This is a genomic window from Micrococcus sp. 116 (assembly GCF_902506395.1).
GTDB lineage: Bacteria > Actinomycetota > Actinomycetes > Actinomycetales > Micrococcaceae > Micrococcus > Micrococcus luteus.
In genome coordinates, this window is sequence record NZ_LR732370.1 from 321,917 (window position 1) to 346,660 (window position 24,744).

The 24,744-nt window shown below is 72.4% G+C and carries 22 protein-coding genes, 1 tRNA gene and 2 pseudogenes; 15 read left to right on the forward strand and 10 right to left on the reverse strand.

Annotated elements, in window-relative coordinates; all coding sequences use genetic code 11:
* Window positions 1-18: 18 nt before the first annotated feature.
* Together dusB and CITRIK5_RS01480 are read left to right on the forward strand one after the other, a co-directional pair.
* Window positions 19-1,314, forward strand: coding sequence for a tRNA dihydrouridine synthase DusB (gene dusB, locus CITRIK5_RS01475; RefSeq protein ID WP_236557122.1), 1,296 nt, complete (start codon window positions 19-21; stop codon window positions 1,312-1,314).
* Entirely contained in the window at window positions 1,307-2,713 is a 1,407-nt protein-coding gene (locus CITRIK5_RS01480) for a deoxyguanosinetriphosphate triphosphohydrolase (protein ID WP_159832923.1), read from the forward strand. The genes dusB and CITRIK5_RS01480 overlap by 8 nt, the downstream gene beginning before the upstream one ends.
* 18 nt (window positions 2,714-2,731) lie before the next feature.
* Here the strand turns inward: CITRIK5_RS01480 and CITRIK5_RS01485 are convergent, their stop codons facing one another.
* The 5 genes from CITRIK5_RS01485 to CITRIK5_RS01505 all read right to left on the reverse strand — a co-directional run bounded on the left by CITRIK5_RS01485 (window position 2,732) and on the right by CITRIK5_RS01505 (window position 9,289).
* Window positions 2,732-3,886 carry an ABC transporter ATP-binding protein gene (locus CITRIK5_RS01485; RefSeq protein ID WP_197458565.1) on the reverse strand — a complete coding sequence of 385 codons (1,155 nt, stop codon included), beginning with the start codon at window positions 3,884-3,886 and terminating at the stop codon, window positions 2,732-2,734.
* A 5-nt stretch (window positions 3,887-3,891) separates the two neighbouring features.
* Complete coding sequence (locus tag CITRIK5_RS01490) at window positions 3,892-5,439, reverse strand: iron ABC transporter permease (protein WP_010079202.1); 1,548 nt, start codon at window positions 5,437-5,439, stop codon at window positions 3,892-3,894.
* Window positions 5,440-5,516: 77 nt separating this feature from the next.
* Window positions 5,517-6,608, reverse strand: a complete 1,092-nt coding sequence (locus tag CITRIK5_RS01495; protein ID WP_036317448.1) for an iron ABC transporter substrate-binding protein — start codon at window positions 6,606-6,608, stop codon at window positions 5,517-5,519.
* Between the two features lie 106 nt (window positions 6,609-6,714).
* A complete protein-coding gene (locus CITRIK5_RS01500; protein WP_061867370.1) occupies window positions 6,715-7,593 on the reverse strand; it encodes an NAD-dependent deacylase in 879 nt (292 codons plus the stop codon).
* 112 nt (window positions 7,594-7,705) lie between these two features.
* On the reverse strand, window positions 7,706-9,289 hold the full coding sequence (locus tag CITRIK5_RS01505) for an anthranilate synthase component I family protein (protein WP_159832925.1): 1,584 nt from the start codon (window positions 9,287-9,289) through the stop codon (window positions 7,706-7,708).
* A gap of 53 nt (window positions 9,290-9,342) precedes the next feature.
* Between CITRIK5_RS01505 and CITRIK5_RS01510 the strand changes: the two genes are divergently transcribed.
* The 3 genes from CITRIK5_RS01510 (at window position 9,343) to dnaG (ending at window position 12,533) form a co-directional block, all read left to right on the forward strand.
* Complete coding sequence (locus CITRIK5_RS01510) at window positions 9,343-10,284, forward strand: arsenic resistance protein (protein ID WP_159832927.1); 942 nt, start codon at window positions 9,343-9,345, stop codon at window positions 10,282-10,284.
* 62 nt (window positions 10,285-10,346) lie between these two features.
* Complete coding sequence (locus tag CITRIK5_RS01515) at window positions 10,347-10,592, forward strand: hypothetical protein (RefSeq protein WP_159832929.1); 246 nt, start codon at window positions 10,347-10,349, stop codon at window positions 10,590-10,592.
* A 30-nt stretch (window positions 10,593-10,622) separates the two neighbouring features.
* The gene (gene dnaG, locus CITRIK5_RS01520; RefSeq protein WP_159832931.1) at window positions 10,623-12,533 is read left to right on the forward strand and encodes a DNA primase; all 1,911 of its coding nucleotides are present in this window, start codon (window positions 10,623-10,625) and stop codon (window positions 12,531-12,533) included.
* An 81-nt stretch (window positions 12,534-12,614) separates the two neighbouring features.
* On the opposite strand, the gene CITRIK5_RS01525 is transcribed toward dnaG, so the two are convergent.
* Window positions 12,615-13,280, reverse strand: a complete 666-nt coding sequence (locus CITRIK5_RS01525; protein WP_060974139.1) for a PepSY domain-containing protein — start codon at window positions 13,278-13,280, stop codon at window positions 12,615-12,617.
* Window positions 13,281-13,483: 203 nt separating this feature from the next.
* On the opposite strand from CITRIK5_RS01525, the gene CITRIK5_RS01530 reads away from it, so the two are divergent.
* Window positions 13,484-13,555, forward strand: a tRNA-Asn gene (locus tag CITRIK5_RS01530).
* Here CITRIK5_RS01530 and CITRIK5_RS12400 read toward each other — a convergent pair.
* On the reverse strand, window positions 13,517-13,831 hold the full coding sequence (locus CITRIK5_RS12400) for a helix-turn-helix domain-containing protein (RefSeq protein ID WP_081097766.1): 315 nt from the start codon (window positions 13,829-13,831) through the stop codon (window positions 13,517-13,519). The two genes, CITRIK5_RS01530 and CITRIK5_RS12400, sit on opposite strands and share 39 nt — an antisense overlap.
* 110 nt (window positions 13,832-13,941) lie before the next feature.
* Between CITRIK5_RS12400 and CITRIK5_RS01540 the strand changes: the two genes are divergently transcribed.
* The 5 genes and pseudogenes from CITRIK5_RS01540 to CITRIK5_RS01560 form a co-directional block, all read left to right on the forward strand.
* Window positions 13,942-14,169, forward strand: a complete 228-nt coding sequence (locus tag CITRIK5_RS01540) for a helix-turn-helix transcriptional regulator (protein ID WP_060974140.1) — start codon at window positions 13,942-13,944, stop codon at window positions 14,167-14,169.
* An 83-nt stretch (window positions 14,170-14,252) separates the two neighbouring features.
* Entirely contained in the window at window positions 14,253-15,020 is a 768-nt protein-coding gene (locus CITRIK5_RS01545; protein WP_230956249.1) for a helix-turn-helix domain-containing protein, read from the forward strand.
* Window positions 15,017-16,150 (forward strand): DUF2637 domain-containing protein, encoded by a 1,134-nt coding sequence (locus CITRIK5_RS01550; protein ID WP_044659678.1) that lies wholly within the window; start codon window positions 15,017-15,019, stop codon window positions 16,148-16,150. Before CITRIK5_RS01545 ends, CITRIK5_RS01550 begins: the two co-directional genes overlap by 4 nt.
* Entirely contained in the window at window positions 16,147-16,425 is a 279-nt protein-coding gene (locus CITRIK5_RS01555; RefSeq protein ID WP_236557123.1) for a helix-turn-helix domain-containing protein, read from the forward strand. Before CITRIK5_RS01550 ends, CITRIK5_RS01555 begins: the two co-directional genes overlap by 4 nt.
* A gap of 33 nt (window positions 16,426-16,458) precedes the next feature.
* A pseudogene (locus CITRIK5_RS01560) lies at window positions 16,459-16,627 on the forward strand (IS256 family transposase); the annotation flags it as partial.
* 1 nt (window position 16,628) lies between these two features.
* On the opposite strand, the pseudogene CITRIK5_RS01565 reads toward CITRIK5_RS01560, so the two are convergent.
* The 3 genes and pseudogenes from CITRIK5_RS01565 to CITRIK5_RS01575 all read right to left on the reverse strand — a co-directional run.
* Window positions 16,629-16,804: pseudogene (locus tag CITRIK5_RS01565) on the reverse strand (integrase core domain-containing protein); the annotation flags it as partial.
* Between the two features lie 94 nt (window positions 16,805-16,898).
* Window positions 16,899-18,464 (reverse strand): multicopper oxidase family protein, encoded by a 1,566-nt coding sequence (locus CITRIK5_RS01570; RefSeq protein WP_159832933.1) that lies wholly within the window; start codon window positions 18,462-18,464, stop codon window positions 16,899-16,901.
* A gap of 611 nt (window positions 18,465-19,075) precedes the next feature.
* Window positions 19,076-19,942, reverse strand: a complete 867-nt coding sequence (locus CITRIK5_RS01575) for a F510_1955 family glycosylhydrolase (RefSeq protein ID WP_036340675.1) — start codon at window positions 19,940-19,942, stop codon at window positions 19,076-19,078.
* Between the two features lie 156 nt (window positions 19,943-20,098).
* On the opposite strand from CITRIK5_RS01575, the gene CITRIK5_RS01580 reads away from it, so the two are divergent.
* From CITRIK5_RS01580 to CITRIK5_RS01595, 4 genes are all read left to right on the forward strand, one after another.
* On the forward strand, window positions 20,099-20,824 hold the full coding sequence (locus tag CITRIK5_RS01580; protein ID WP_036340673.1) for a response regulator transcription factor: 726 nt from the start codon (window positions 20,099-20,101) through the stop codon (window positions 20,822-20,824).
* Complete coding sequence (locus CITRIK5_RS01585; protein ID WP_002854301.1) at window positions 20,821-21,963, forward strand: cell wall metabolism sensor histidine kinase WalK; 1,143 nt, start codon at window positions 20,821-20,823, stop codon at window positions 21,961-21,963. Before CITRIK5_RS01580 ends, CITRIK5_RS01585 begins: the two co-directional genes overlap by 4 nt.
* A 97-nt stretch (window positions 21,964-22,060) precedes the next feature.
* Window positions 22,061-22,390: a heavy-metal-associated domain-containing protein gene (locus tag CITRIK5_RS01590; protein ID WP_002854303.1), complete on the forward strand. Its 330-nt coding sequence runs from the start codon at window positions 22,061-22,063 to the stop codon at window positions 22,388-22,390.
* Window positions 22,391-22,465: 75 nt separating this feature from the next.
* Window positions 22,466-24,703, forward strand: coding sequence for a copper-translocating P-type ATPase (locus tag CITRIK5_RS01595; RefSeq protein ID WP_060974077.1), 2,238 nt, complete (start codon window positions 22,466-22,468; stop codon window positions 24,701-24,703).
* The last annotated feature ends 41 nt before the right edge of the window (window positions 24,704-24,744 follow it).

Below are 24,744 nucleotides of genomic sequence, written 5' to 3' on the forward strand. Positions count from 1 at the left end.
GGAAGAATGGGGTCCGACATGACTTCTTCCCACACCCTCCCCGCCGCGGCGGTGACCGACGCCGACGACGTCGCGCACTACGCCAAGTCCGCCGGCGCGGGTCGACGCATCACCGACGACGATCAGCTCCACGAGGCCCGCCACCCCGCCCCGACGACGGACCGCCTGACCCTGCCCCCGCTGCGGCTGGGACCGCTGACCATCGACGTCCCCGTGGTGCTCGCCCCGATGGCCGGCATCACGAACACCGCGTTCCGGCGCCTGTGCCGGGAGTACGGCGGCGGCCTCTACGTCAACGAGATGGTCACGGCCCGCGCGCTGGTCGAGCGGAAGCCCGAGTCGATGCGGATCATCCAGCACGACCCGGACGAGGTGCCCCGCTCCGTGCAGCTCTACTCGGTGGACCCGGTCACCACCGGCGCGGCGGTGCGGATGCTGGTCGAGGAGGACCGCTGCGACCACATCGACATGAACTTCGGCTGCCCCGTGCCGAAGGTGACCCGGCGCGGCGGCGGCTCCGCCCTGCCGTGGAAGGCGGAGCTGTTCGCCTCGATCGTCAAGGCGGCTGTTACCGAGGCGGCCAAGAAGGACATCCCGGTGACCGTGAAGATGCGCCGCGGCATCGACGAGGACCACCTGACCTTCCTCGACGCCGGCCGCACGGCCCGCGACCTCGGCGTCGCCGCCGTCGCCCTCCACGGCCGCACCACGCGCCAGTTCTACTCGGGGACCGCCGTGTGGGACGACATCGCCCGGCTGCGCGAGGCCCTGCCGGACATCCCCGTGCTCGGCAACGGCGACATCTGGTCCGCGGAGGACGCCATCGCGATGGTCGAGCGTACGGGCGTGGACGGCGTCGTGATCGGCCGCGGCTGCCAGGGAAGGCCCTGGCTGTTCGGGGACCTGCAGGCCGCGTTCGAGGGCCGGCAGGACCGGTTCCAGCCGACCCTGGGCATGGTCGCGGACACGCTGTACCGCCACGCCGAGCTGCTCGTGGACACCTTCGGCGGCGACGAGACGAAGGCGCTGCGGGACATCCGCAAGCACGTGGCCTGGTACTTCAAGGGCTACCCCGTGGGCTCGGAGATCCGCACCGCGCTGTCCACCGTCCCGGACCTCGCCACGATGCGCGAGATCCTCGCCCGCGTGGACCGGGACCAGCCCTACCCGGGCGAGGCCGCCGAGGGCCCGCGCGGCCGGGCCGGCGCCCCCAAGCGCCCGCACCTGCCGGACGGCTGGCTGGACTCCCGCGAGCTCAACGCCGAGCAGCAGGCCATGATCCAGGCCGCCGAGCTGGACGTCTCCGGTGGCTGAGCCCACAACGCCGGTGCCCGCCGCCGGAACGCCCGCCGCGCCGTCGTCGCCCTGGACCGGCGCCGCCCACCAGCCGGTGCTGTTCGGCCCCGAGGGCCGGCCCCCGTATGCCGGCCGCGCCGTGCAGACCCCCGGCTACACGCCGTGGGACCGGGAGCGGTGGCTGCCCGAGCCGCCCAAGTCCTCGTACCGCTCTGACTTCGAGCGGGATCGTGCCCGCGTGCTGCACTCCGCGGGCCTGCGCCGGCTGGGGGCCAAGACCCAGGTGGTCGCCCCGGACGCGGACGACTTCGCCCGCACCCGCCTGACACACTCGCTCGAGGTGGCGCAGGTGGGGCGTGAGCTCGGCCGGTCGCTGGGCTGCGATCCCGACCTCGTGGACACCGCCTGCCTGTCCCACGACCTCGGCCATCCGCCCTTCGGGCACAACGGGGAGAAGGCGCTCGACGCGCTCAGCGAGGACGTCGGCGGCTTCGAGGGCAACGCCCAGACCCTGCGCCTGCTGGCCCGCCTCGAACAGAAGAAGCTCTTCGCGGACGGCTCCTCCGCGGGCCTGAACCTCACGCGCGCCGCCCTCGACGCCGCGTGCAAGTACCCATGGACCCGTGAGGACGCCCCGCTGCGCCCGGACGGCACGCGTTCGCGCAAGTTCGGCGTCTACGAGGACGACCTGCCCGTGTTCCGCTGGTTCCGCGCCGGGGTGCCCGGCACGCGCACGTCCATGGAGGCCCAGGTCATGGACCTCGCGGACGACATCTCCTACTCCGTGCACGACGTCGAGGACGGCGTGGTCAACGCCGTGTTCCAGCTCAAGTGGCTGGCCATCCCGGAGCACCGGGAGCGCGTCGTGGAGACCACCCGCCAGTGGTACCTGCCGCACACGGACCCGGCCGAGGTCGACGCGGCCCTGGCCCGCCTCGAGGCCACCGACGCGTGGGTCTCCGAGATGGACGGCTCCCGGCGGGCGCTCGCGGCGATGAAGGACATGACGAGCCAGCTGATCGGCCGGTTCTGCAGCGCCGCCTTCGACGCCACGCGCCAGGTGTTCGGCAACGAGCCGCTCACCCGCCACGGCGCCGACGTCGTGGTGCCCGAGGAGACGGAGACCGAGATCGCCGTGATGAAGGGCATCGCGGCGGCCTACGTGATGACCGCGGAGCAGCGCCAGCCGCTCTACGCGCGGCAGCGCGAGGTGCTCGCGGAGCTCGTGACGCTGCTCGACGCCACGGGGGACCGGTACCTCGAGCCGATGTTCGCCTTCGACTGGGCGCAGGCCCCCGACGACGCCGCCCGGCGGCGCGTGGTGATCGACCAGATCGCCTCGCTCACCGATTCGACCGCCGTCGAGTGGCATCACACCCTGGTGCAGGGCGCGGAGTTCCGGCGCGTCTGGCTCTGAGGGGCCGCCCCGGGCCGGTCACTCGCCCGGGGCGACGACGGCGCACGGGCCCGCGAGCCGGACCCCGCAGGCGGCGTCGAGCGGGGGCAGCGCCCCCTCCACGCGGGCCTGGGCCCGGGTGCCGTCGGCCAGCTGGACCGTGGCCACCGAGTCGTGGCCGCGGTAGTCCACGTCCACCACGGTGGCGGGCGTCCAGACGCGCGCGGCCTCGACCCCGTCCACGTCAACGGTCGGGTCGAGGGTGCCGCGCACGTGCTCGGGGCGGACCACCACGAGGTCCCCGGGCACAGCCGTGGCCGCACGCGCCCCGTGCAGGGGCACCGGGCCGAGGGCGGTGCGCCCGATCCGCCGGCCGCCGTCGCGCTCCGGCCCGGTCACGTCCAGCAGCGGCAGCAGGGAGGCCTCCCCGACGAACGCGGCGACCCAGGCGTCGGCCGGGTGCGCGTACACCTCGTCCGGCGTGCCCAGCTGGCGCAGGCGCCCGGCCCGCATCACGGCCGCGCGGTCGGCCATGGACAGGGCCTCGGACTGGTCGTGGGTGACGAGCACGGCCGTGGCGCCGTCCTCCTTCAGCGCCTGGCGCACGTCCCGGCGCAGGCCGCTGCGCAGGGAGGCGTCGAGGGCGCCGAAGGGCTCGTCCAGCAGGATCAGCGGCGGGCGCGGGGCCATCGCCCGGGCCAGGGCCACGCGCTGCTGCTGGCCGCCGGAGAGCTCGTGCGGCATGCGCTCGCCGTGGCCGGCGAGGTCCACGAGCTCGAGGCACTCCTGGATGCGGGCCATCCGCCCGGGCCGGCGGCGGCGCAGCCCGAAGCCCACGTTCTCCGCCACGCTCAGGTGCGGGAACAGGGCGCCGTCCTGGGGCACCACGGCCACGTGCCGGCGGTGGGCGGGCACGTGCACGCGGGGCAGGGCCACCACGGAGCCGGCAAGGCTGATGCGGCCGGACTCGATGCGCTCGAAGCCGGCCAGGCAGCGCAGCAGCGTGGTCTTCCCGCAGCCGGAGGGGCCGAGCACGGCGAGCAGCTCGCCCGGCTCCAGGTCGAACTGCACGCCCTCCAGGACGGGCCCCTCCCCGTAGGAGGCGCCGAGGTCGGCCACGGACACGGCGTGGCCGACGCCGGGCCGGGGACCGGCCGGGCGGGACGCGCGGGTCGAGGCGGCGGGGGAGGGCATGGCGGTCATTCTGACACCTCGTTCGGGGTCGACGGGGCGCTCGAGCGGCCGCGCACGGCCGCGACGATCCCCGTGCGGTGGACCACCACCCACGTGGGCACCGCGGCGAGCAGCACGAGGGTGAGCGCGTAGGGGGCGGCCTCGGCGTACCGGCCCACGCTGGTGGCGTTCCACAGGCGGGTGGCGAGCGTGTCCATGCCGGTGGGCCGCAGCAGCAGCGTGGCGGGCAGCTCCTTCATGGCGGTGAGGGCCACCAGCGCGACGCCGGCGCCCACCCCCGGCAGCGCCAGCGGCAGGGTCACGCGGCGCAGCACCTCGGCGCCCGAGGAGCCCAGGGACCGGGCCGCCTCCTCGAGGGCAGGGGAGGACTGGGCGACGGCCCCGGCCACCGACGTGACCGCCAGCGGCAGGAACAGGGTGGCGTAGGCGAAGGCCACCATCCACGTGGTCTGGTAGAGCGCCGGGACCAGGGAGACCCCGAGGAACACGAGGGAGAGCCCCACGACGACGCCGGGCAGCCCGTGCGCGAGGAACGCGGCGCGCTCGGCGATCCGGGAGACGCGCCCCGGGTGGCGGGCGGCGAGGATGCCGATCGGCAGGGCGAGGGCGAGGGTGAGCGCCGCGCCCGCGCCCGCCAGGACCACGGAGCCGGAGACGGCGTCGAGCCAGCGGTCCCGGACGGCGGACAGGGACGTGCCCTCGCCCATCCAGCGGACCAGGCTCACCGCGGGCACGCCCAGCGCGGCGCCCGTGACCACGGCGAGGAGCCCGGTGCCGACCCAGCGGGACCGGCCCAGCCGGTGCACGCTGACCCGGCGGACCGTGCGACCGGAGCGGACGCCGTCGTCGGCCCGGCGGGTGCGGGACTCGCCCCAGAGCACCAGCACCGTCAGCAGCACGAGCACGGTGGCCAGGGTGAGGGCGAGCTGCCGGTTGAAGCCCACCTCGAGCGCCGTGAAGATCGCCCGGGTGAAGGTGTCCAGGCGCAGGATGGCCACGGCGCCGAAGTCGGAGAGCACGTAGAGGGCCACCAGCAGGGCGCCGCCGGCGATCGCCGGGCGCACTTGGGCGAGCGTGACGGTGAACAGCGTGGCGGCGGGGCCGCGGCCGAGCGAGCGGGCCACGTCCTCCTGGCCGGGGTCGATGCGGGAGAGCGCGGCCGCCACCGGCAGGTATACGTACGGGTACGTGTAGAGGGTCATCACCGTCACCGCGGCCCAGAACCCCTCGAAGCGCCCCGCCTCCACGCCGGGCAGCAGGTCCGAGACGGACACCCACGTGAACGCCGCCACGTAGGAGGGCACGGCCAGCGGCAGCGCCAGCAGGACGGCCAGCAGGCCGCGGCCGGGCGTGTCGGTGCGGGTGACGAGCCAGGCGGCGCCCACGCCGATCACCAGGCACAGCGCGGTCACCACGGCGGTGAGCGCGAGCGAGGTGGCGGCCAGGGCGCCCACGCGCGGGCTCACGACGGCGTCCAGCCAGGGGCCGAACCCGCCCTGGGCGGTGCGCAGGAACAGGTAGCCGATGGGGACGAGCGCGACCGCCGCGGCCACGAGGGCCGCGGCGGTCAGCGCCGCGGGAGCGCGCCGTCCGCGCGTGCGGCGGACGGCCGGCTCCGGTGCTCGGGGGGTCAGAGCAGGCCCGCCTCCTGGATCATCTGGATGGTGGTCTGGAGGTCGTCCAGGTCGTTGAGGTCCACGTCGGGGGCCTTGACCTCGGAGAGCTCCGGGAAGCCGGCCGGCTGCTCCACGCCCTCCACGAGCGGGTACTCGCCGGTCTCCTCGGCGAAGTACGACTGACCGTCCTCGGAGAGAAGGTACTCCACGAGGGCGGCGGCGTCGCCGTCCTCCTGCTCGCCCACCAGGCCCATGCCGGACACGTTCACCAGCGAGCCGAGGTCGCCGTCGGGGAAGAAGTGCAGGGACGCGCCCAGCTCCTCCGGGGCGACGCCCTTCTCCCGGGCCAGCTCGAACAGGTAGTAGTGGTTGACTAGGCCGGTGTCCAGGGTGCCGGCGTCCACGTCGGCGAGGATCTCGCCGTTCTTCTCGCGGCGCTGCGGGTCGTTGGCGGCGAAGTCCTCGAGCCAGGTCCGGGCCTCGTCCTCGCCCTTCTGCAGGCGAAGGGCGGTGACGAACGTCTGGAAGGACGCGTTGGTGGGGGCGACGCCGACGCGGCCCTTCCACTTCGGATCGGTCAGCTCGTCGACCGACGTCGGGAGGTCGGCCTCGGGGACCTTCTCCTCGTTGTAGGCCAGCACGCGGACGCGGCCGGTCAGGCCGACCCAGTCGCCCTCGTCGTCCCGGTAGGTCTCGGGCACGCGGTCCAGGGTCTCCTGGGCGAGGGGCGTGAACAGGCCCTCCTTGGCGACGGCGCCGAGCGCGCCCGCATCCTGGGAGAGGAACACGTCGGCGGGGGAGCCCTCGCCCTCCTCGATCAGCTGCGCGGCCATGGCGGGGGTCTTGTCGTAGCGGACCTCCACCTCGATGCCGGTCTCGTCGGTGAACTCGTCCAGGATCGGCTGGACGAGGTCCTCGCTGCGGCCCGAGTACAGGGTGACCTTCTTGTCCGACTCGGCGGCGGAGGCGGAGCCGGACGCCGCGCCGGACGCGGAGTCCGAGCCGGAGCCGCCGGTGCCGCCGGCGCAGGCGGTCAGGGCGAGCAGCAGCGTGGCGGACACGGCCGAGAGGCGGACACCACGCGAGAGGGCGCGGGACTGGGGCATGGCAATCTCGATTCGGGAGGAGTGGCGGGGGCGGCGCCGCGGGCCAGGGGTTCCTGGCGGGCCGGCAAGGGGAGCCTATTAAGTCATGCGTGTGTTGTCTATTGCGTCACCATGTGACGTGCCTCGCAGTCGACAAGGCCCCCGACGGCCCGGGCCAGACGCCGGCGACGAGCGCGGGCAGCACCGCCCCGGCCGAGCCGCGCAGCGCGTGCGTCACCGCGCCGCTCAGCTCGGTCTCCACGGGGTTCACCTCGACGACGGCGACCCCGGCTCCCAGCGCCACGAACGGCAGGGACGCGGCCGGCTGGATCAGGCCCGAGGTGCCGACGACGAGGGCCAGGTCGCAGCGCTCCAGCGCCTCGTAGGCGCGCTCCCACGGCTCCTGCGGCAGCATCTCGCCGAACCACACCACGCCCGGCCGGATCCGTCCCGTCCCGCACGCCGGGCACGCCGGCGGCGCCTCACGCAGCATCGCCTCCAGGTCCGCCTCCGAGCCGGCCGCGTCCACGTCCGAGGGCGCGCCCGGGTCCACGTCCGCCGGGGCCCCGCACTCGGCGCAGCGGTGTTCGAACAGCGAGCCGTGCAGGTGCGCGAGCACGCGGGCGCCGGCCCGCTCGTGCAGGTCGTCCACGTTCTGGGTGACCACCTCCAGGTCGGGTGTGCGGCGCTGCCAGGCGGCGACGGCGTCGTGCCCCGGATTCGGTCGGCGGGCCCGCACCATCCGGGCACGCCACCGGTACCAGGACCACACGAGCGCGGGATCGGCGAGGAACGCCTCCTCCGTGGCGAGCTGTTCCGCGGAGAAGCGCTCCCACAGGCCGGTCTGGGCGTCACGGAACGTGGGGATGCCGGACTCGGCGCTCATCCCCGCCCCGGAGAGCACCACGGGACGCTCGGCGGCGGCCACGAGCGCGCGGACGGCGTCCAGCGCGTCAGGGTCGAGGTCGGGGGCGGAGGCGGCGAGGACGGGGTGCGGATCGGCCATGTCCCCAGCCTAGGCAGGCCGCACGGGTGGGCGCCCCCCTCGTTTGGGGGCGGTTTGCGGCGTTATTCCGTCGGAATACCGCCGAATATCGCCCCCGAACCACAGGGTGGGGTCAGGCGACGTCGGGCGCCGTCGTCGGCAGGCCCGTTCCGGCGGCGCGGGCGAGGGCCCGGCGCAGGCCGCGGGCCTTGAGGAGGACCTCGTCGTGTTCGGCGGCCGGGTCCGAGTCCGCGACGATCGCCCCGCCGGTCCCCACGGACCAGCGGCCCCCGGCGAGCACGGCCGTGCGGATCACGACGGACAACGACGTCGTCCCGTCCGCGCTCAGCATCCCCAGCGCCCCGGAGTAGACCCCGCGCGGGGAGGCCTCCCACGCGGCCAGCAGCTCGACGCTGCGGCGCTTCGGCGCGCCCGTCATCGACCCGCCGGGGAACAGCGACCGCACCACGTCCACGGGTTCGATGCCGGCCCGCGCGGTCCCCGTGACCGTGGAGACGAGCTGGTGGACGCTCGCGTAGCTCTCCACCGCCATGAGGGAGGGCACCTGCACGGAGCCGGGCTCGCACACGCGGGAGAGGTCGTTGCGCAGCAGGTCCACGATCATGAGGTTCTCGGCGCGCGTCTTGGGGTCGGCGGCGAGCGCGCGGGCGGCCTCGGCGTCCCCGGCCGGGTCGGCCAGTCGGGCGGCGGTGCCCTTGATCGGCTTGGTGCTGTACCGGCCCTCGCGCCCGGAGAGGAAGCGCTCGGGGGAGGCGGAGACCACGGCCCACCGGCGGGAGCCCGTGCCGTGCTCCAGCAGCGCCGCATACGGGGCCGGCTGGTGCGCGGCGAGCTCGTGGAAGAGGACCAGCGGGTCCACGCGCAGCCCGGGATCGGCGTCGAAGCGGGTGGTCAGGCACAGCTCGTAGGAGTCGCCGGCGTGCAGCGCGGCGCGGCAGCGGGCGATCTGCTCGGCGTACGCCGCCCGGTCCTCGCGCCACGTGCCCGGCGCCTCCTCATCGGCCCGTGGTCCCGGGACGGCGTCCTGCGGCGGGGGTACGACGGCGTCGCCCGCCGCCGTCTCGAGAGCGCGGCGGGCCGCGGCGAGGGCGCGGCGCACGTCCGCCGCCCAGCGGTCGGCCCCGGCCTCCGCGGTGGTCGGAGCGAGGGAGACGACGCAGCAGTGCAGCACTCCGGCCGCGTGGTCGGCCACGACGTAGCGGGACGGGCGCACCCAGAACTGAGCGGGCAGGGACGCGGGGTCCTCGGCTCGACGTGAGGGCGGTGTCACCCCCAGATCCGCCAGGCCGAGCTCGTAGCCGAGCCAGCCGACCAGGCCGCCGCGCAGCGGCAGCCCCTCGCCGCCGACCACCGGCCGGGGCGCGGCCGCGGCCGCGAGGTCAGCCCACGCGCGGTCCGGATCGGCGGGGTCGTCGTGCCGGACCAGGCGCGGGCCGGGGGAGGGCGTGCGGCCCTGTTCCTCGCCGAGCACATCCAGCCCGTCGCCCGCCACGGACCAGCGCGCCTCGGCCGGGTCCGGCAGGGCGGAGTCCAGCCAGAACGACGCGGCCCCGCGCATGACGGCGTGCGCATAGACCGCGGCCACGGCGCTCGCCGCCGTGTGCCCGGCCGCCGCGAGCGCCGCGGCGTCGAGCGTGCGCACGGCCACATGCAACGGGGTGGCGGCGGCCTCGGGCGGTGCGGGGGCGGTGGGCATGGCCCCCAGCGTAGGGGTCAGCCCCCGCCCGGATCGCTCCGTACGCTGGCGGCATGCCGTCCGCACCGCCCCGCCGCGCCCTGGTCGCCGCGCTCGAACGCCACCAGGTGGCGCTGTACCTCGCGGGGATCGCCGCGGGCGCCGTCGTCGGGTGGGCCGTGCCCGGGGCCGACGCGTGGGCGGTGCTCGTCGAGCCGGTCCTCGCGCTGCTCCTGCTGGCGACGTTCCTGGCGGTGCCGTTCGCCGCGCTGGGCGCGGGCCTGCGGGACGGCAGGTTCCTCACGGCACTGCTGGTCCTGAACTTCGTGGTGGTGCCGGCGGTGGTGTTCGGGCTGAGCCGGTTCGTGGCCCACGACGACGCGCTGCTCGTGGGCGTGCTCCTCGTGCTGCTGGCCCCGTGCGTGGACTATGTCATCGCGTTCACCGCGCTCGCGGGCGGGGCGGCGGTGGCCGCGGTCGACGTCGGGCCCTTCGTCCGTGCTCTGGTCATGCTGATTCTGGTGCCGCTCGCGCTCGCGGCGCTGCTCCAGTGGGGTGCGGTGCGCGGCCGCGGTGGGGTGCGGGACACGGCGGCCGGGGTGGTGCGCGGGTTCACGGTGGCGATGGTCCCGCTCATGGTCGTCACGCTGTTCACGGTGGTCGCCTCGCAGATCCGCGGGGTGGGGGAACGGCTGCCCGCGCTGGCCGCCGTCGTGCCCCTGTTCGTGGCGTTCGCCGTCGTGATGGTGGCCCTCGGTGTGGTGGCTGCGCGGTGGGCGCGCCTCGATGTGCCCGCAGGACGAGCGCTCGTGTCCTCGGGCGCGACGCGGAACTCCCTGGTCGTGCTGCCGCTGGCGCTGTCCCTGCCGGCGAGCCTGGACCCGGCCCCGCTCGTGGTGGTGACGCAGACGCTCGTGGAGCTCGGGGCGATGGTGAGCCTCGTCCGGCTGGTGCCCCGGCTGCTGCCGCTGCACGGGCAGTCCGCGGGGGCGGGCGCGCGTCGAACCGTGACCTGACCGCCCAGAATGTTGCCTTCCCGTGACCGGAATCACGGTCCCGGGTGGCTATCGTGGGCGACATGAGCCTCTCGTTCGTGTCCTCGGCGCGCCGCCGTCACGGTGGCCTGGCTTCGGCCGCGCTGTTCCATCCGCTGGTCGAGGCGGCCACCGGCGCGTTGCCCGTGATCGACCCCGCGACCGGGCGCCCCACGTCCGAGGGAGCGGGCGCGGCGCGGACCGAAGCGCCCCGCGCGGCGGGGACCGGTCCTGCACAGGCCGCAGCGGATGCCGAGCCGTCCACGGAGGCCGGTTCCGCTCGGGGCTGACCGCCCCGCCCCGTCCCTAGAATGGTCCGCATGGCTGGACTGATCGTGCGCAAGGACATCGACCTCGTCCGCGAGCGCACGGACCTGAAGGCCGTGGTGGAGGAGTTCGTCACCCTGCGCTCGGCGGGCGTGGGCTCGTTCAAGGGGCTGTGCCCGTTCCACGACGAGCGGACGCCGTCGTTCCACGTGCGCCCCGGCGTGGGCACCTATCACTGCTTCGGCTGCGGCGCGCACGGGGACGTCATCAGCTTCCTGATGGAACTCGAGCACACCACGTTCACGGAGACCGTGGAGCGGCTGGCGTCCCGCGTGGGGGTGGAGCTGCACTACGAGGACGGCGGCACCGGCCCGGACAAGGCGGAGACGGGGCGCCGTCGTCGCCTGTTCGAGGCGAACAAGGTGGCGGACGAGTTCTTCCGTCGGGCCCTCGGCTCGCCCGAGGCCCAGGTCGCCCGCGACTTCCTCACCCAGCGCGGATTCACGCAGGAGCACGCGGCGCAGTTCGGCCTCGGATATGCCCCGCAGGGGTGGTCGCATCTGCTGGACCACCTCCGGCAGAAGGGGTTCCGGGACGAGGAGCTGCGCGCCTCCGGGCTGGTGTCCGAGGGGCAGCGCGGCCTGTACGACCGGTTCCGCGGCCGCCTGCTCTGGCCCATCCGGGACATGACCGGCGCGACCATCGGCTTCGGCGCGCGCAAGCTGTACGACGACGACCCCGGGCCCAAGTACCTCAACACCCCCGAGACGCCGCTCTACAAGAAGTCGCAGGTGCTCTACGGGATCGACCTGGCCAAGCGGACGATCGCCAAGGAGCGTCAGCTGGTGCTCGTCGAGGGGTACACGGACGTGATGGCGGCCCACCTGGCCGGCGTCGGGACGGCGGTGGCCACGTGCGGCACCGCGTTCGGCGCGGACCACATCAAGGTGGCCCGCCGCCTGATCTCCGACGACGGCACGGGCGGCGAGGTGATCTTCACCTTCGACGGTGACGAGGCCGGGCAGAAGGCTGCTCTCAAGGCGTTCGACGAGGACCACCGGTTCCTCGCCAAGACGTTCGTGGCCGTGGAGCCCAGCGGCATGGACCCGTGCGATCTGCGCATGCAGAAGGGCGACGAGGCGGTGCGCGCGCTCATCGCCTCGCGGCGGCCGCTCTTCGAGTTCGCGATCCGGGCCGGGCTCAAGGACTACGACCTGGACACCGTGGAGGGCCGCGCCGGCGCCCTGCGCCATGCCGCTCCGATCGTGGCGGGCATCAAGGACGCCGTCCTGCGTCCCGGCTACGAGCGGGAGCTGGCCGGCTGGCTCGGCCTCGACCCGAACGCCGTGCACCGCGCTGTGGCCGCGGCCGGGCGCGCACCGCGGCGGGGGCCCGAGCCCGAGGCGCGGCCGGCCCCGGCGGACGACGGGCAGGCGATCGGGCCCCAGGGCCGCCACGGGGAGGCTGCCGCCCCGGCGCCGCGGATCGTGGTGCCGGTGGATCCGCGCGACCCCGTCGCCCGTCGGGAGCGGGAGTCCCTCGAGGTGGTGCTGCAGCATCCGACCCTGCTCTCCGCGGAGCAGTGGACCGCGCTGTACGCCGCCCGCTTCACGGTCCCGCAGTACGCCGCCGTCCACCAGGGCGTGAAGATGGCCGGGTCGGCGGGGGCGACGCCGCAGCGCTGGGTCGACGCCGTGCGGGACGCGGTGCCCCAGGAGGTGGCCGGCGTCGTCTCCGAGCTGGCCGTCCGCGACCTGCCCGCCCGCACTCCCGAGGATGTGGACCGGTACTGCCGGGACATCATGAACCGCCTGTTCGCCCTGCAGATCGTGCACCGCAAGGAGGAGCTGCTCGGGCGACTGCAGCGGCTCGGCCCCGAGGGCGACCCCGCCGAGTTCACCCGCCTCAACAGCGAGCTCATGGAACTGGAGGCGCGCCGCCGGGCCCTCCGAGCCGACGACTGACCCCCACCCGTTTTCGTTCGGGAAACGGCGGCTCCAGGCGCGTTTTCGTTCGGGAAACGGCGGCCCGTCGGCCGCGCGGCGTCAGCGCTCGTCGACCGTGAGCACCTCGCCGGACGTGGCGTCGATCTCGACCTCGGGGCCGTCGGAGCCGTCCTCGCGATCGAACCGGACCTCCCACTGGAGGGTGCCGTTGTCGTCCTCCAGGTCCATCTCGTCCAGGGTCACCCCGTCACGGCCCTCCCGGGCGGTGTCGAGGGCCTGCTGGGCGGTGACCTCGGCCTCCTTCGCCTTCTGGACGTCCTCGGGATCCGACTCGCGATCGGTCTCGGTGATGTCGCCGTCGGCGGTGACGTCCAGCTCCTTGGCCCCCTCGCCCACCACGACGTCGACCTCCCAGGTCGTGTCATCGTCGTTGGCATCCACCGCGACGATGATGCCGTCGGCGTACTTCTCCAGGACCGCGTCGATCACCGCGTAGGCGGGCTCGTCGGCCTGGCCGGTGGCCGAGCCGCTGCCGGCCGCGGCGGCCGTCGACGAGGCCGAAGCGGAGGAGGCTGATGACGACGCCGAGCCCGACGCGTCGTCCGTGGTGGGGGTGCTCGCCACCGCCGAGGAGGCGTCGACCCCCGGCGAGGCGGAGCCGTCGTCGCCGTTGTCGGAGGTGGTGCCGCAGGCCGCGAGGGCGAGGGCGGCGAGCATGCCCGTGCCGGTCAGGGCGGTCTTGCGTGTGAGGGTCGTGATGGTCATGGACACGTCTCTCCTTCGGGTCCGTTCCTGATGGTTTTGGGGTGTCCGCGCACCGTAGGCCCGCCGGAACCGTGCCTGGCAAGGGCCCGGTCCCCGGGCGTGGGTAGGACGACGACGGCGCCCCGCGGCCGGGTGGCGCGCAGGCAGGGGCTCTGGTAGAGTTCCATCCGTTGTCCGAACGGCTCCGGCGGTTCGCGGCACATTCCCCCGTAGCTCAACGGCAGAGCATTCGACTGTTAATCGAAGGGTTGTTGGTTCGAATCCAACCGGGGGAGCGATCCTGAGGCCCCTGCACCGACCATGTCGGTGCGGGGGCTTCTTCGTGCCTGGAGGACGACCGGGCCGAACAGTTCAGCGAGCGTGATGTCGAGCCACCCCGCGATCGAGGCCAGTTCGGGGAACGTGAAGTCCTGCTGTCCGCTCATCCGCCGGCTGACCGCGCTGCGTGTCAGGCCCATGTGCCGGGCCATGTCGGACTGGTTGACCTGCCGGCGGCCCATCCAGGCGCGGATCTCCGCGAGGAGCGCGGTCTTGATTTCTGACTCATCCATGTGTCCAGCGTAGCGAAGGGCAGGCCAGTCGTCATGGGATACGAAAAAAAATTGCTACATAAGCAACATACGGCTTGACCAGTGTTGCGGGTAGCACAACACTGGTGGCCATGACGAGACAGAAGCAGTTAACTCTGCAAATCCGCTCCAGGTTGGCCCTGGCCGACAAAAGCATGGGGGACCTGGGCGAAGCCCTCGGTCTAAGCCGCGCATCGGTGTCAGCACGTATGAACGGGCACCGCGATTTCACCTTCACGGAACTCGAGACCGTCGCTGACTTTCTTGGGTTGTCGATGCGAGACCTCTTCGTGTTCGAGGCCGAGGAGGGGAAGCCGTGACGGCGACAGTGGTTGACCCTGACCACGGCGCGTCCATGACTGCTGCGGCAGCGCGTGACCTCACGGACCAGATTAAGACTGGCATGGAGTCGGTCTACCACCTCATCCGTTCGGCATATCGAGGACGGGCCTGGGCCGTTCTTGGCTACCGCAGCTGGGACGACTACGTGACCCGTGAGTTCGGAAACCTCCACCTCCGTCCGCCCTTGGAATATCGGCAGGACGTGGTCCTCTCACTTCGTGAGGCCGGCATGAGCGCACGCGCCATCGCAACCGCCACTCAGTTGTCTAAGAGCACCGTGCACCGGGAACTCGACGCGACGGCGGGTCGAGATGTCCCAAATGGGACACCTGGAAACGCTCGGCGGGTGACTGGCACGGACGGGAAGACCTATCAGCCGGTGCGCGAGCGAGCCGCGACGTCGTCCGAAGGGCCAGAGGCGGTGCTCGAGGGCCAGATGGGCCTGGACTCGGTGCTGGACATGCCGGCCGAGGACTTCGGGATCGAGCCGCTGAACTTGGTCCGGCACGACGAGGAACAGAAGGGCCGCGCGCGTCGTGTGCTGACTGCGTTCAACGGGTCGGGTGCGGCCGCGGTGCCAGCGCTGATCAAGGCGGCTACCCCGGTGGCCTCGCTGGTGTCTCCGGCGACGGGTAAGGCGCTGGTCGAAGACGAGGACTTGCACGGGGTCGTGTGGGACTCGGTGCGGTGCGTGCGGACGCTGGCGCACGTGATCCGGTCCGTGGGGCATGTCGAGGGCGAGTCCCAGGCGGAGATCCGGTCGACGCTGCGGGACGCGGTGGACGACCTGGATGAGGTGCTGAAGAAGATCGAGGAGGGCACGCGATGAGCGCGCAGCAGATGTGGGAGGCCCGAACGTCTGGGCCGAAAAGGGCGGAAGCCCCGGCCAGCGGGCAGGCTGTCGGGGCTTCCGAAAACGCTCAATCCGAGACGGTGCACATTCCAAAGAACACGCTGGTCGAGCACTCAAAGGATAGCACCGGGGCGCGGCCCACGGACAGTGGGATTCGGACGCTTCCGCGCCGGGTCAACCCGAACGATGGGCGGTTCATCCGGGCCGTGGTGGCCGGGACCGCTGTGGCCGGGCTGGTGGCGTTCTCCATTTCGTTCGCGGCGCTGTACGAGGTCGCGGCGTGGCTGGGGCTGCCGCCGTTCATGCATTGGGCAGTGCCGGTCTTCATAGACCTGGCGATCCTGGTCTACGCAGGCTCCGTACTGGTGCACGAGTCTCGAGGGGAGTCCGCGCGGGCGTCGTGGTGGGCGCTGGGGGCGTTCACGGGGCTGTCGATGATCGCCAACGGGGCGCATGCGTGGAGTGCTGAGAACGCGAGCGTGTGGCAGTCCGTGGTGGGTGCGCTCATCGCGGTGATGGTTCCGGTGGCGGTGTTCGTGGCCACGGATCAGCTGGCGCGGGTCGCGGTGGAGAACCCGGACTCGCGGCGGGCCGAGCGCGCATCGCAGGTGTCGGAGGAAGCAGAGCAGCTGAAGGCTCAGGCGGAGCTGGATCGTCAGCGCGCGGAGCTGGAGGCCGAACTCGCAGCGAGCCGCTGGCAGATCGAGGCCCAGCGGCGCGAGGCCGAGCGGGAGGCCGAGGTGGCCGAGGCTCGGCACCGGCAGGAGCTGGAACGGATGGAGCGTCAAGCCAAACTCGAGACCGAACGCGAGGCCCGCGAGGTTCCGCAGGCCGTGGTCGAGGAATCGCAGGTCGCCCAGGGGATCGAGGTCGTCGAGACCGTGGCGTCGTCAGAGCCGGTCGCCGCAGAGACGAAGACGGTGGAGAAGGCATCGGGTGCGGACATCACCGCATGGATCGTGGCCCGTGCGCAGGAGGGCCAGGTGCCCTCGGCGGCGGAGGTCGCAGAGAAGTTCGGGTGCTCAGAGCGCACCGGGCGCCGCCGCTTGGCCGATGCCCGTGAGGCGCACGCCGAGGCATTCGGGACCGAGGAGGAGCAGGCATGAGCATCGAAGCGATGAAGTGGGCGCAGAAAGTCGCGGAGACAGGCCAACTCAACACCGGCCAGGCGTTCGTGCTTTTGCTGCTGGGTGACCATGCGGACGAGGCGTGGTCGTGCCACCCGAGCCAGGAGTTGTTGGCCCGGCGGTCGGCCCAGACGGTGCGTTCGGTGGAGCGGCACATCGCCCGCCTGCGAGACCTGGGCCTGGTGGACACCGAGTCTCGCTACGGGGACGGGCGCGGGCGGATCGGCTTGGGGCGTGTCAGATGGTCTGTGTAAGCCGTACCGAGAGGAACGGTAAGAATCATGACCATGATCGACGAGAAGAACCCAGGCGAGCCCTCGGGCCAGGACCTGGTCGAGCAGCTGAAAGCCTCAGGGCAGCTTGATGCCCTGTTCGCGCAGATCGACGCGGGCGGCGTCGAGCTCACCGGTGACGGCGGGTTCGTGCCCGCGCTGGTCAAGGCCGCGCTCGAGCGGGNTACGGGCGGGCGTAGAGGACCTCATCGACCATCAGCCGGTTGTACCGCTCGACCTTCCCGTTATGGCGCGGGGTGTAGGGGCGGATCCGGTGATGCCGGCCCCCGAGCGAGACCACCTTCGCGGTGAAGTCCGCAGCCCGATAGTTGTTCCCGTTGTCCGTGATCACCCGGTCCACGGTGATGCGGGGTGAGCGATAAAGGCATGTTCTTTCCTGGGCGGCCACCGTGCGATCCCCCCGTGGATGGAGGGGTGTGGGCCGGGCGGGAGGGTCAGTGGATGTAGGAGAAGACGCCCATCATCCCGGCCTCGGCGTGGTAAGCGTTGTGGCAGTGGGTTAGCCACTGGCCCGGGTTGTCCGCCTCGAAGTCGAAGACGATGGTATGCCGGGGTTTGATGATGACCGTGTCCTTGCGGGCGCCATGGTCGGCCAGCTGGAAGGTGTGGCCGTGCAGGTGCATGGGGTGCCACATGTCGGTGTCGTTGGTCATCGTGACCCGCACGCGTTCGTCCAACCGGAGTTCGAAGGCGCCCTCGAAGGGGTTGGCCGGGTCGAAGCGTCGCCCGTTGATGCCCCAGTCGTACTCCATCATCGATCCGGTGAGGCGTACCTCGTGGGTCCTGGTCGGGTCCTTGGGTGGGAGCAGGACGGATTCGTGTGCCTTCAGTCGGCTGCCATCGAGCACGGTTCCGCCCAGGGTCTGCGGGAGCCGACCGGAGAGCGTGGTCTTTGGACCGGCTGCGATGATGCCGTAGGCGTGGCCGGTCTTGCCCTCGGGCAGGGCCAGTACGGGCACCGCCTGGTCGCCGAGGGTGATCAGCACGTCCAGGCGTTCGCCCATCCCCAGGACGACGGCATCGGCCTGGCGGGGCTGGACCGGGAACCCGTCGGTGTGGGTGATGGTCAGTTCCTGGCCGGGGATCCCGACCCGGTAGGCGGTGTCTCCGGCCGCGTTGATCAAGCGCAGGCGGATCCGGTTGCCCGGGGTGCTGGAGAAGGTGTCCGGGTCGGATGGGGGGCGGCCGTTGAACAGGTGCACGGGGATCTTCACGTCGCCGGCGTCCCCGCCCAGATAGTCGCTCTCAGCGCCCATGAGCATGTGCTTCATGGGCATGCCCGAGGAGCTGTCCTGGCTCATGGACCCGTGGTCCATGCCCGCCATGCCGGCCATGCCCTCCATGTCGCCGGACATGTCCATCCCGGCGGAGAGTTCCTCGACGACGTCCTGCGGTGTTCCGGTGATCCCGTCGAGCCAGTCGTCCAGGATCACGACCCATTCCTGGTCGTAGCTGAGGGGCTCGTTGGGGTCCTCGACGATCAGGGCCCCGTACAGGGCGCGTTCGCGCTGGGTGTCGAAGTGGGAGTGGTACCAGTACGTGCCCGGATGGGACAGCCGGAAGCCGTACGTATAGCGTCCTCCGGCGGCGATGGGGTCCTGGGTCACCCCCTGGACTCCGTCGGCGTCGTTGCGCAGGGCCAGCCCGTGCCAGTGCACGCTCGTGTCCTCGGGCAGGTCGTTGGCGACGCTGACCTTGAGCAGGTCCCCGGTCTGGGCGCGCAGCAGCGGCCCGTTGAGGCCGTCGTTGTATCCCCAGGTGGTCAGGCCCCGACCCTGGAGGGAGGTCTCGAGGGGTGCGGCGGAGAGCCGGTGGGTGACGGTGGTGCCCGAGGCGGCGCGTCGTTTCTCGTACTCGGCGACCAGCGGGTCGGTGGGCAGGATGCGCCCTGACGGTTGGGGGCTGATGGCGGGATCGGCGCAGGCGGCCAGCCCGGCCAGCGCCAGGGCCCCGACGGAGGCGCCCAGGAAGGTGCGGCGGGTGGTCAGTGAGGAGGTCATCGGTTCTTCTTTCCGTCATCCGGCCCCGTGTCGCAGGCGGGCGCGACGGGGCCGGGCATGGCTGATCAGTTGCTGGGTGAGGCCGGTGGCGTACCGGGGCTGCGTGCCGCTGTCACCCGGAGGTATTGGCGGACCCTGCGCTCACCGGTGGGGCGCGGCCGGGGGCTTTAGGTGCGGCTGACGGCCAGTTGAGCCAGTGAAGGGTCCACGGGGGCCGGAAATGGGCAACCCAGGGCAGGGGTGGTGCGGTCAGTCCCCCACCGGGGCTAGGCAGGAGGGCCCGGGAGGCCAAGTGGGACACGACAGGTGCCTTGGTCAGGGCCGAGGCGCAGGTATCGTCCACGGCCTCCAGGGCACAGACCGGCAGCCCGGGGTCGGCTGCCTCATCCCCGGCAGGCTCGGCCGGGAGCACGACCTCGGGCACCATGCCGGCCGGACCGATGGCCCCGGCCCGAGGTGATGAACAGTTGTGGCGGCGGCCGTACCGGTGGCGGCCCAAGCCGCGCTGGTGCCCGTACCAGCGTGCATCCCGAGCAGGCCCAGGATCAACACGAGGGTGCCCAGAACGGTTCGAAGGGCGGGCCAGCCGGACAGGGGGCGGCGGGGGGAGGTCACAGCAGCGATTCGGTGGTGTTCCCGCCGTCCGTGGTGGACAGCACGGTCGAGCCGACGACCAGCAGTGCTTCGGTCTGCCCGTCGTCGGTGATGCCCGTTCCCAGGGCGGTGGCCGTGCCGACCGGGCGGTCGCTGGCGGTCCAGGTGTCGCCGGCGTCGGTGCTGGTCAGCAGGTGTCCCTCGGTGCCGGCGCCCACGGCGGTGGTGTCATCGGCCCAGGCGACCAGGTGCATCAGCTGGGGGGTGTCCAGGGTGGTCCAGGTCGCGCCGTGGTCGGTCGAGCGCAACATGCCGGTTTCGGTGGTGGCCAGCACGGTCCCGGTTTTGGGGGAGATCGCCAGCGATGCCGGGGCGACGGGGATCTCAAGGCTCTGCCAGGTGAGGCCGTCGGTGCTGGCGCGCAGTTGCCCATCGAAGCCGAGGACCCCGTTCGGGCCGGCGGCCAGGGCGTGGAAATCGGATGCGCCGCCGCGGGAGAGCACCGTCCAGCTCTGGCCCCGGTCGGTGGACTCGGCCAGGCCCAGCGGCTCGGGCAGGTCGGTGCGCGGCGCGGGGTGACCCGAGGCCAGGTAGCGGCCCTCGGGAGTCAGAGTGAAACCCATGAAGTCCACGACCGGACCGACCTGGGTCAGCTCCCCGTCCTGGAGCCGGAACAGGCCCTGGTGGGTGGCCAGCAGCACCTCACCGGACTCGGGGTCCCGGGTGAGGGCATGGACGTGGGTGATGGCCGTGCCGGTGCCCTGCGTGCCGGTGCCGGCCGCCGGGGATGTCGCGGGGTTCGGCGCGGCGCAGGCGGTGAGGGTGCCAGCGCCGAGCAGGGTCAGCCCGCCGGCGATCAGGGTTCTGCGGGTCAGGGGGGTCATGGAGCCTTTCCGCCCCGGGCCAAAAGGCGGGGCTTCTACCATTGTCGGCCGGTGACGCGCCGGGATGGGGCGGTTTGCCTTGAAGATTCGATGAAGATTCCCCGCCCCGGCACCGTTCTGAGCCGCCGGGGCGCGAGACAGAGCGAGACTGGACCCATGAACTCTGGCACTGGCACTGGGACTGACACTGGGACTGGTCCGGCGGCCGGCCGGGTGTTGGTGGTCGATGACGAGAAGCCGCTGGCGCGCATGGTGGCCACCTACCTGGAGCGGGCCGGCTACGAGGTGGCCCTCACCCACACCGGCCCGGCCGCAGTGCAGGCCGCCCGGGTTCACGAGCCCGACGTGATAGTCCTGGACCTGGGCCTGCCCGGGCTGGACGGGATCGAGGTGTGCCGGCGGGTGCGGGCCTTCTCCGAGTGCTATGTGCTGATGCTCACCGCCCGCGGCGATGAGCACCACCGGTTGGAGGGATTGGCGGTGGGGGCCGATGACTACATCACCAAACCCTTCAGCGTCCGGGAGCTGGTCGCCCGGGTGGGGGCGGTCATGCGCCGGCCGCGCACAACGGTGTCAGCCCCCGAACCGGAACGGGTCTGCGGTGACCTGGTCATCGACCTGGCCGCCCACGAGGCCCGCGTGTCGGGCCAGGTGGTGCAACTAACGCGCACGGAGTTCGACCTGCTGGCCGCCTTGTCGGGGCGCCCGCACCAGGCCTTCTCCCGGCGCCAGCTGATCGATATCGTCTGGGACCCGGCCTGGGTGGGCGATGAACGGCTCGTGGACGTGCACATCAAGAACCTGCGCCGCAAGCTCGACGCGGACCCGGCCCGCTATATCGACACCGTCCGCGGGGTCGGCTACCGGATGGCGGAGCAATGACCGGCCGGCGGCGCTACCAAGGATTAGCGGCCCGGTTCTTCCTCGCCCAGCTGCTGGTGGTGGGGGCCAGCGTGCTGGCCGCGGTGGTGGTGGCCTCCCTGGCCGGCCCACCACTGTTCCACGAGCACCTGGAACAGGCCGGGGCCGGACACGATGCAGCCCAGATGCTGCACGTGGAGCAGGCCTACCGGGACGCCAATTTCTGGACCCTGGGCGTGGCCCTGGCCACGGCCTTGATCTGTTGTCTGGCATTGACCTGGCATGTCGCCCGCCGGATCCAGAGTCCGATCAACGCCCTGACCCAGGCGGCCAAGGCCATGGCCGGTGGACGGTACGACACCCGCGTGCCGGCCATGGGCGCCGGCACCGAGGTGGAGGAGCTGGCAGGGTCTTTCAACACCATGGCCGCACGGCTTCAGCGCACCGAGGACACCCGTCGACGGATGCTCTCGGACCTGGCCCACGAGCTGCGCACCCCCGTCTCCGTGCTGACCGTCTACCACGAGGCCCTGCAAGACGGGGTGTCCCACTGGGACGAGCCCACCGGTGAGCTGATGGGCGAGCAGCTGGCCCGGTTGACCCGGCTGGTGGAGGACATCAACGACGTCTCCCGCGCCGAGGAGGGCCGGATCGAACTGGACCGCAGCCCCCAAGGGGTCAGCGGGCTGCTGCATGCCGCGACCGAGGCCCACAAGGAGGCCTACGCCACCAAGGGCGTGGCCCTGACCATGGACGCCGATCCGGGCCTGGCCGTGGACGTGGACCGCCAGCGCATGGGCCAGGTCCTGGGCAACCTGCTCACCAACGCCCTGCGCCACACCCCGGCCGGGGGCCGGGTCACCCTCGAGGCCCGACAAAGCCCGTCCGGGGTCACGCTCAGCGTCACCGACACCGGGGAGGGGATCTCTCCCGAGCACCTGCCGCACGTCTTCGAACGCTTCTACCGCGGGGACACCGCCCGCGACCGTGACCACGGCGGCTCCGGGGTCGGCCTGGCCATCTCCCGAGCTCTCATCCAGACCCACGGCGGCACCTTGAGCGCCACCTCCACCACGGCCGGGGCGACGTTCACCATCGACCTGCCCACCAAGCAGCCCCCGACCAGCCCACCTACCGGCGCACCCGTTTATCCACCGTGAACACCGGCGCTCCACCCCTTGAATGATACCCCCGGGGGGTATATACCAAGAGGAGAGGCGCCGTCCGGCGCCGCCCTCAGACCTGAAGGAGACCGTCATGACCGAATCCGCCCGCACCCCGCTGCCGGGGGCCACCAACGGCTGCTCGTGCTGCGCCCCAGCCGCCGACGCCACCGCCCCCGCCGGGCACCAGAGTGCCGACCCAACCGGGACGAGCGCCGGCGACGCGACCTACCAGGTGGAGGGCATGACCTGCGGACACTGCGTGGGCTCCGTCGCCGAGGCCGTGAGCGCCCTGGACGGGGTGGACGATGTCCGGGTCGAACTGGTCGCCGGCGGGGCCTCCCCCGTCACCGTGACCGGGCCCGCCTCCGCGGACTCCGTGCGGACGGCCATCGAAGCGGCCGGCTACCGCGTCCGGATCTAACCGACCCATCCCCTCGAGGTCGGCGCCCCACCGCCGAGCCGGTCGCCGAACAGACCGCCGAGCAGAAGGAACACCATGAGCACCCCGCACCACCACGATCACCCCACCGACCAGACCGCCGAACACCCAGACCCGAACCCCCACGCCGGCCACGCCAACCACACCGACCATGCCGCCCACCACCCCGCGGACGCGGCCACCCACGGGCAGGCCATGCCCCAGGGCCACGCCCACTCGGCCCTGGACGAGGAGCACCAGGTCCACGACCACGGTCAGCACGCCGGGCATTCCACCGCGATGTTCAAGAACCGGTTCTGGGTCTCACTGGTGCTCTCCATCCCGGTGGTGTTCTTCAGCCACATGGTCGGGCAGCTGCTGGGCTACCACGTCCCCGAGTTCCCGGGCTCGGCGTGGATCGCCCCGGTGCTGGGCACCGTGATCTACCTCTATGGCGGCATGCCCTTCCTGAAGGGCGGGCTGACCGAGTTGCGCGCCCGCCAGCCCGGGATGATGCTGCTGATCGCGATGGCCATCACGGTGGCCTTCGTCGCCTCCTGGGTCACGACCCTGGGCATCGGGGACCTGATGCTGGACTTCTGGTGGGAGCTGGCGCTGCTGGTGGTCATCATGCTGCTGGGCCACTGGATGGAGATGCGCGCCCTGGGCGCGGCCTCCTCCGCCTTGGACGCGCTGGCGGCGCTGCTGCCGGAGGAGGCCGAGAAGGTCGTGGACGGTGACACCATCACCGTGCCGATCACCGAGTTGGCCGTGGGCGATGTGGTGCTAGTGCGGGCCGGGGCCCGGGTGCCGGCCGACGGGACCATCCTCGAGGGCGCCGCGGAGTTCGACGAGGCGATGATCACCGGGGAGTCGAAGCCTGTGCTGCGCCAGGCCGGGGACACGGTGGTCGCTGGGACCGTGGCCACCGACAACACCGTGCGGGTGAAGGTGGCCGCCGTCGGGACCGACACGACCCTGGCCGGGATCCAGCGGATGGTCGCTGACGCCCAGGAATCCTCCTCCCGCGCCCAGGCGTTGGCCGACCGGGCGGCGGCCCTGCTGTTCTGGTTCGCCCTGGTCGCGGCGATCATCACCGCGATCGTGTGGACCGCGATCGGCCAGCCCACCGACGCGGTCACCCGCACCGTGACCGTGCTGGTCATCGCCTGCCCGCACGCCCTGGGCCTGGCCATCCCGCTGGTGATCGCCCTCTCCACGGAGAAGGCCGCCAAGTCCGGGGTCCTGATCAAGGACCGGATGGCCCTGGAGCGGATGCGCACCATCGACGTGGTCCTGTTCGACAAGACCGGCACCCTGACCGAGGGCGCCCACGTCGTCACCGCCGTCACCGCGATGCCCGGCGTGTCCGAGGCAGAACTGCTGGCGGTGGCCGCCGCGGCCGAGGCTGACAGCGAGCACCCCGTGGCCCGGGCCATCGTCACCGCCGCCGGGCAGCACCCGCAGGCCAGCACGTTGCGCAAGCGCGGCACGGACTTCAGTGCTGCCATGGGCCGCGGGGTGCGCGCCACCGTGGACGGCTCCGAGATCCTCGTCGGGGGCCCGAACATGCTGCGCGAGCTTAACCTGACCATGCCGGCGGAGATCACTGAGCACACCGCCTCCTGGACCGCGCGCGGGGCCGGGGTGTTGCACGTGCTGCGCGAGGGGTCCGTTATCGGCGCGGTCGCCGTGGAGGACAAGGTCCGCCCCGAGTCCCGGGCCGCCGTGGCCGCCCTGCACGCCCGCGGCATCAAGGTCGCGATGATCACCGGCGATGCCCGCCAGGTCGCCGAGGCCGTCGGGGCGGACCTGGGCATCGACGAGGTCTTCGCCGAGGTCCTCCCCCAGGACAAGGACACCAAGGTCACCGAGTTGCAGTCCCGGGGACTGTCCGTGGCCATGGTGGGCGACGGCGTCAACGACGCCCCGGCGCTGGCGCGGGCCGAGGTCGGCATCGCCATCGGCGCCGGCACCGACGTGGCCATGGAGTCCGCCGGCGTTGTGCTGGCCAGCAACGACCCCCGCGCGGTGCTGTCGATGATCGAGCTCTCCCAGGCCAGCTACACCAAGATGATCCAGAACCTGGTGTGGGCCACCGGCTACAACGTGCTCGCCGTGCCGCTGGCCGCCGGCGTGCTCGCCCCGATCGGGTTCGTGCTCTCCCCCGCGGTGGGCGCGATCCTGATGTCCGTCTCCACCATCGTGGTGGCCCTCAACGCCCAGCTGCTGCGCCGGATCGACCTGGACCCGGAGCACCTGGCTCCTCTCGAGCGCCCCCGGTCGCAGGCTGCCCTTCAACCCGCGACCTCCTGATCGCGCCTCTTGGCGCTAACTCTGATATGAACCCTCAACCC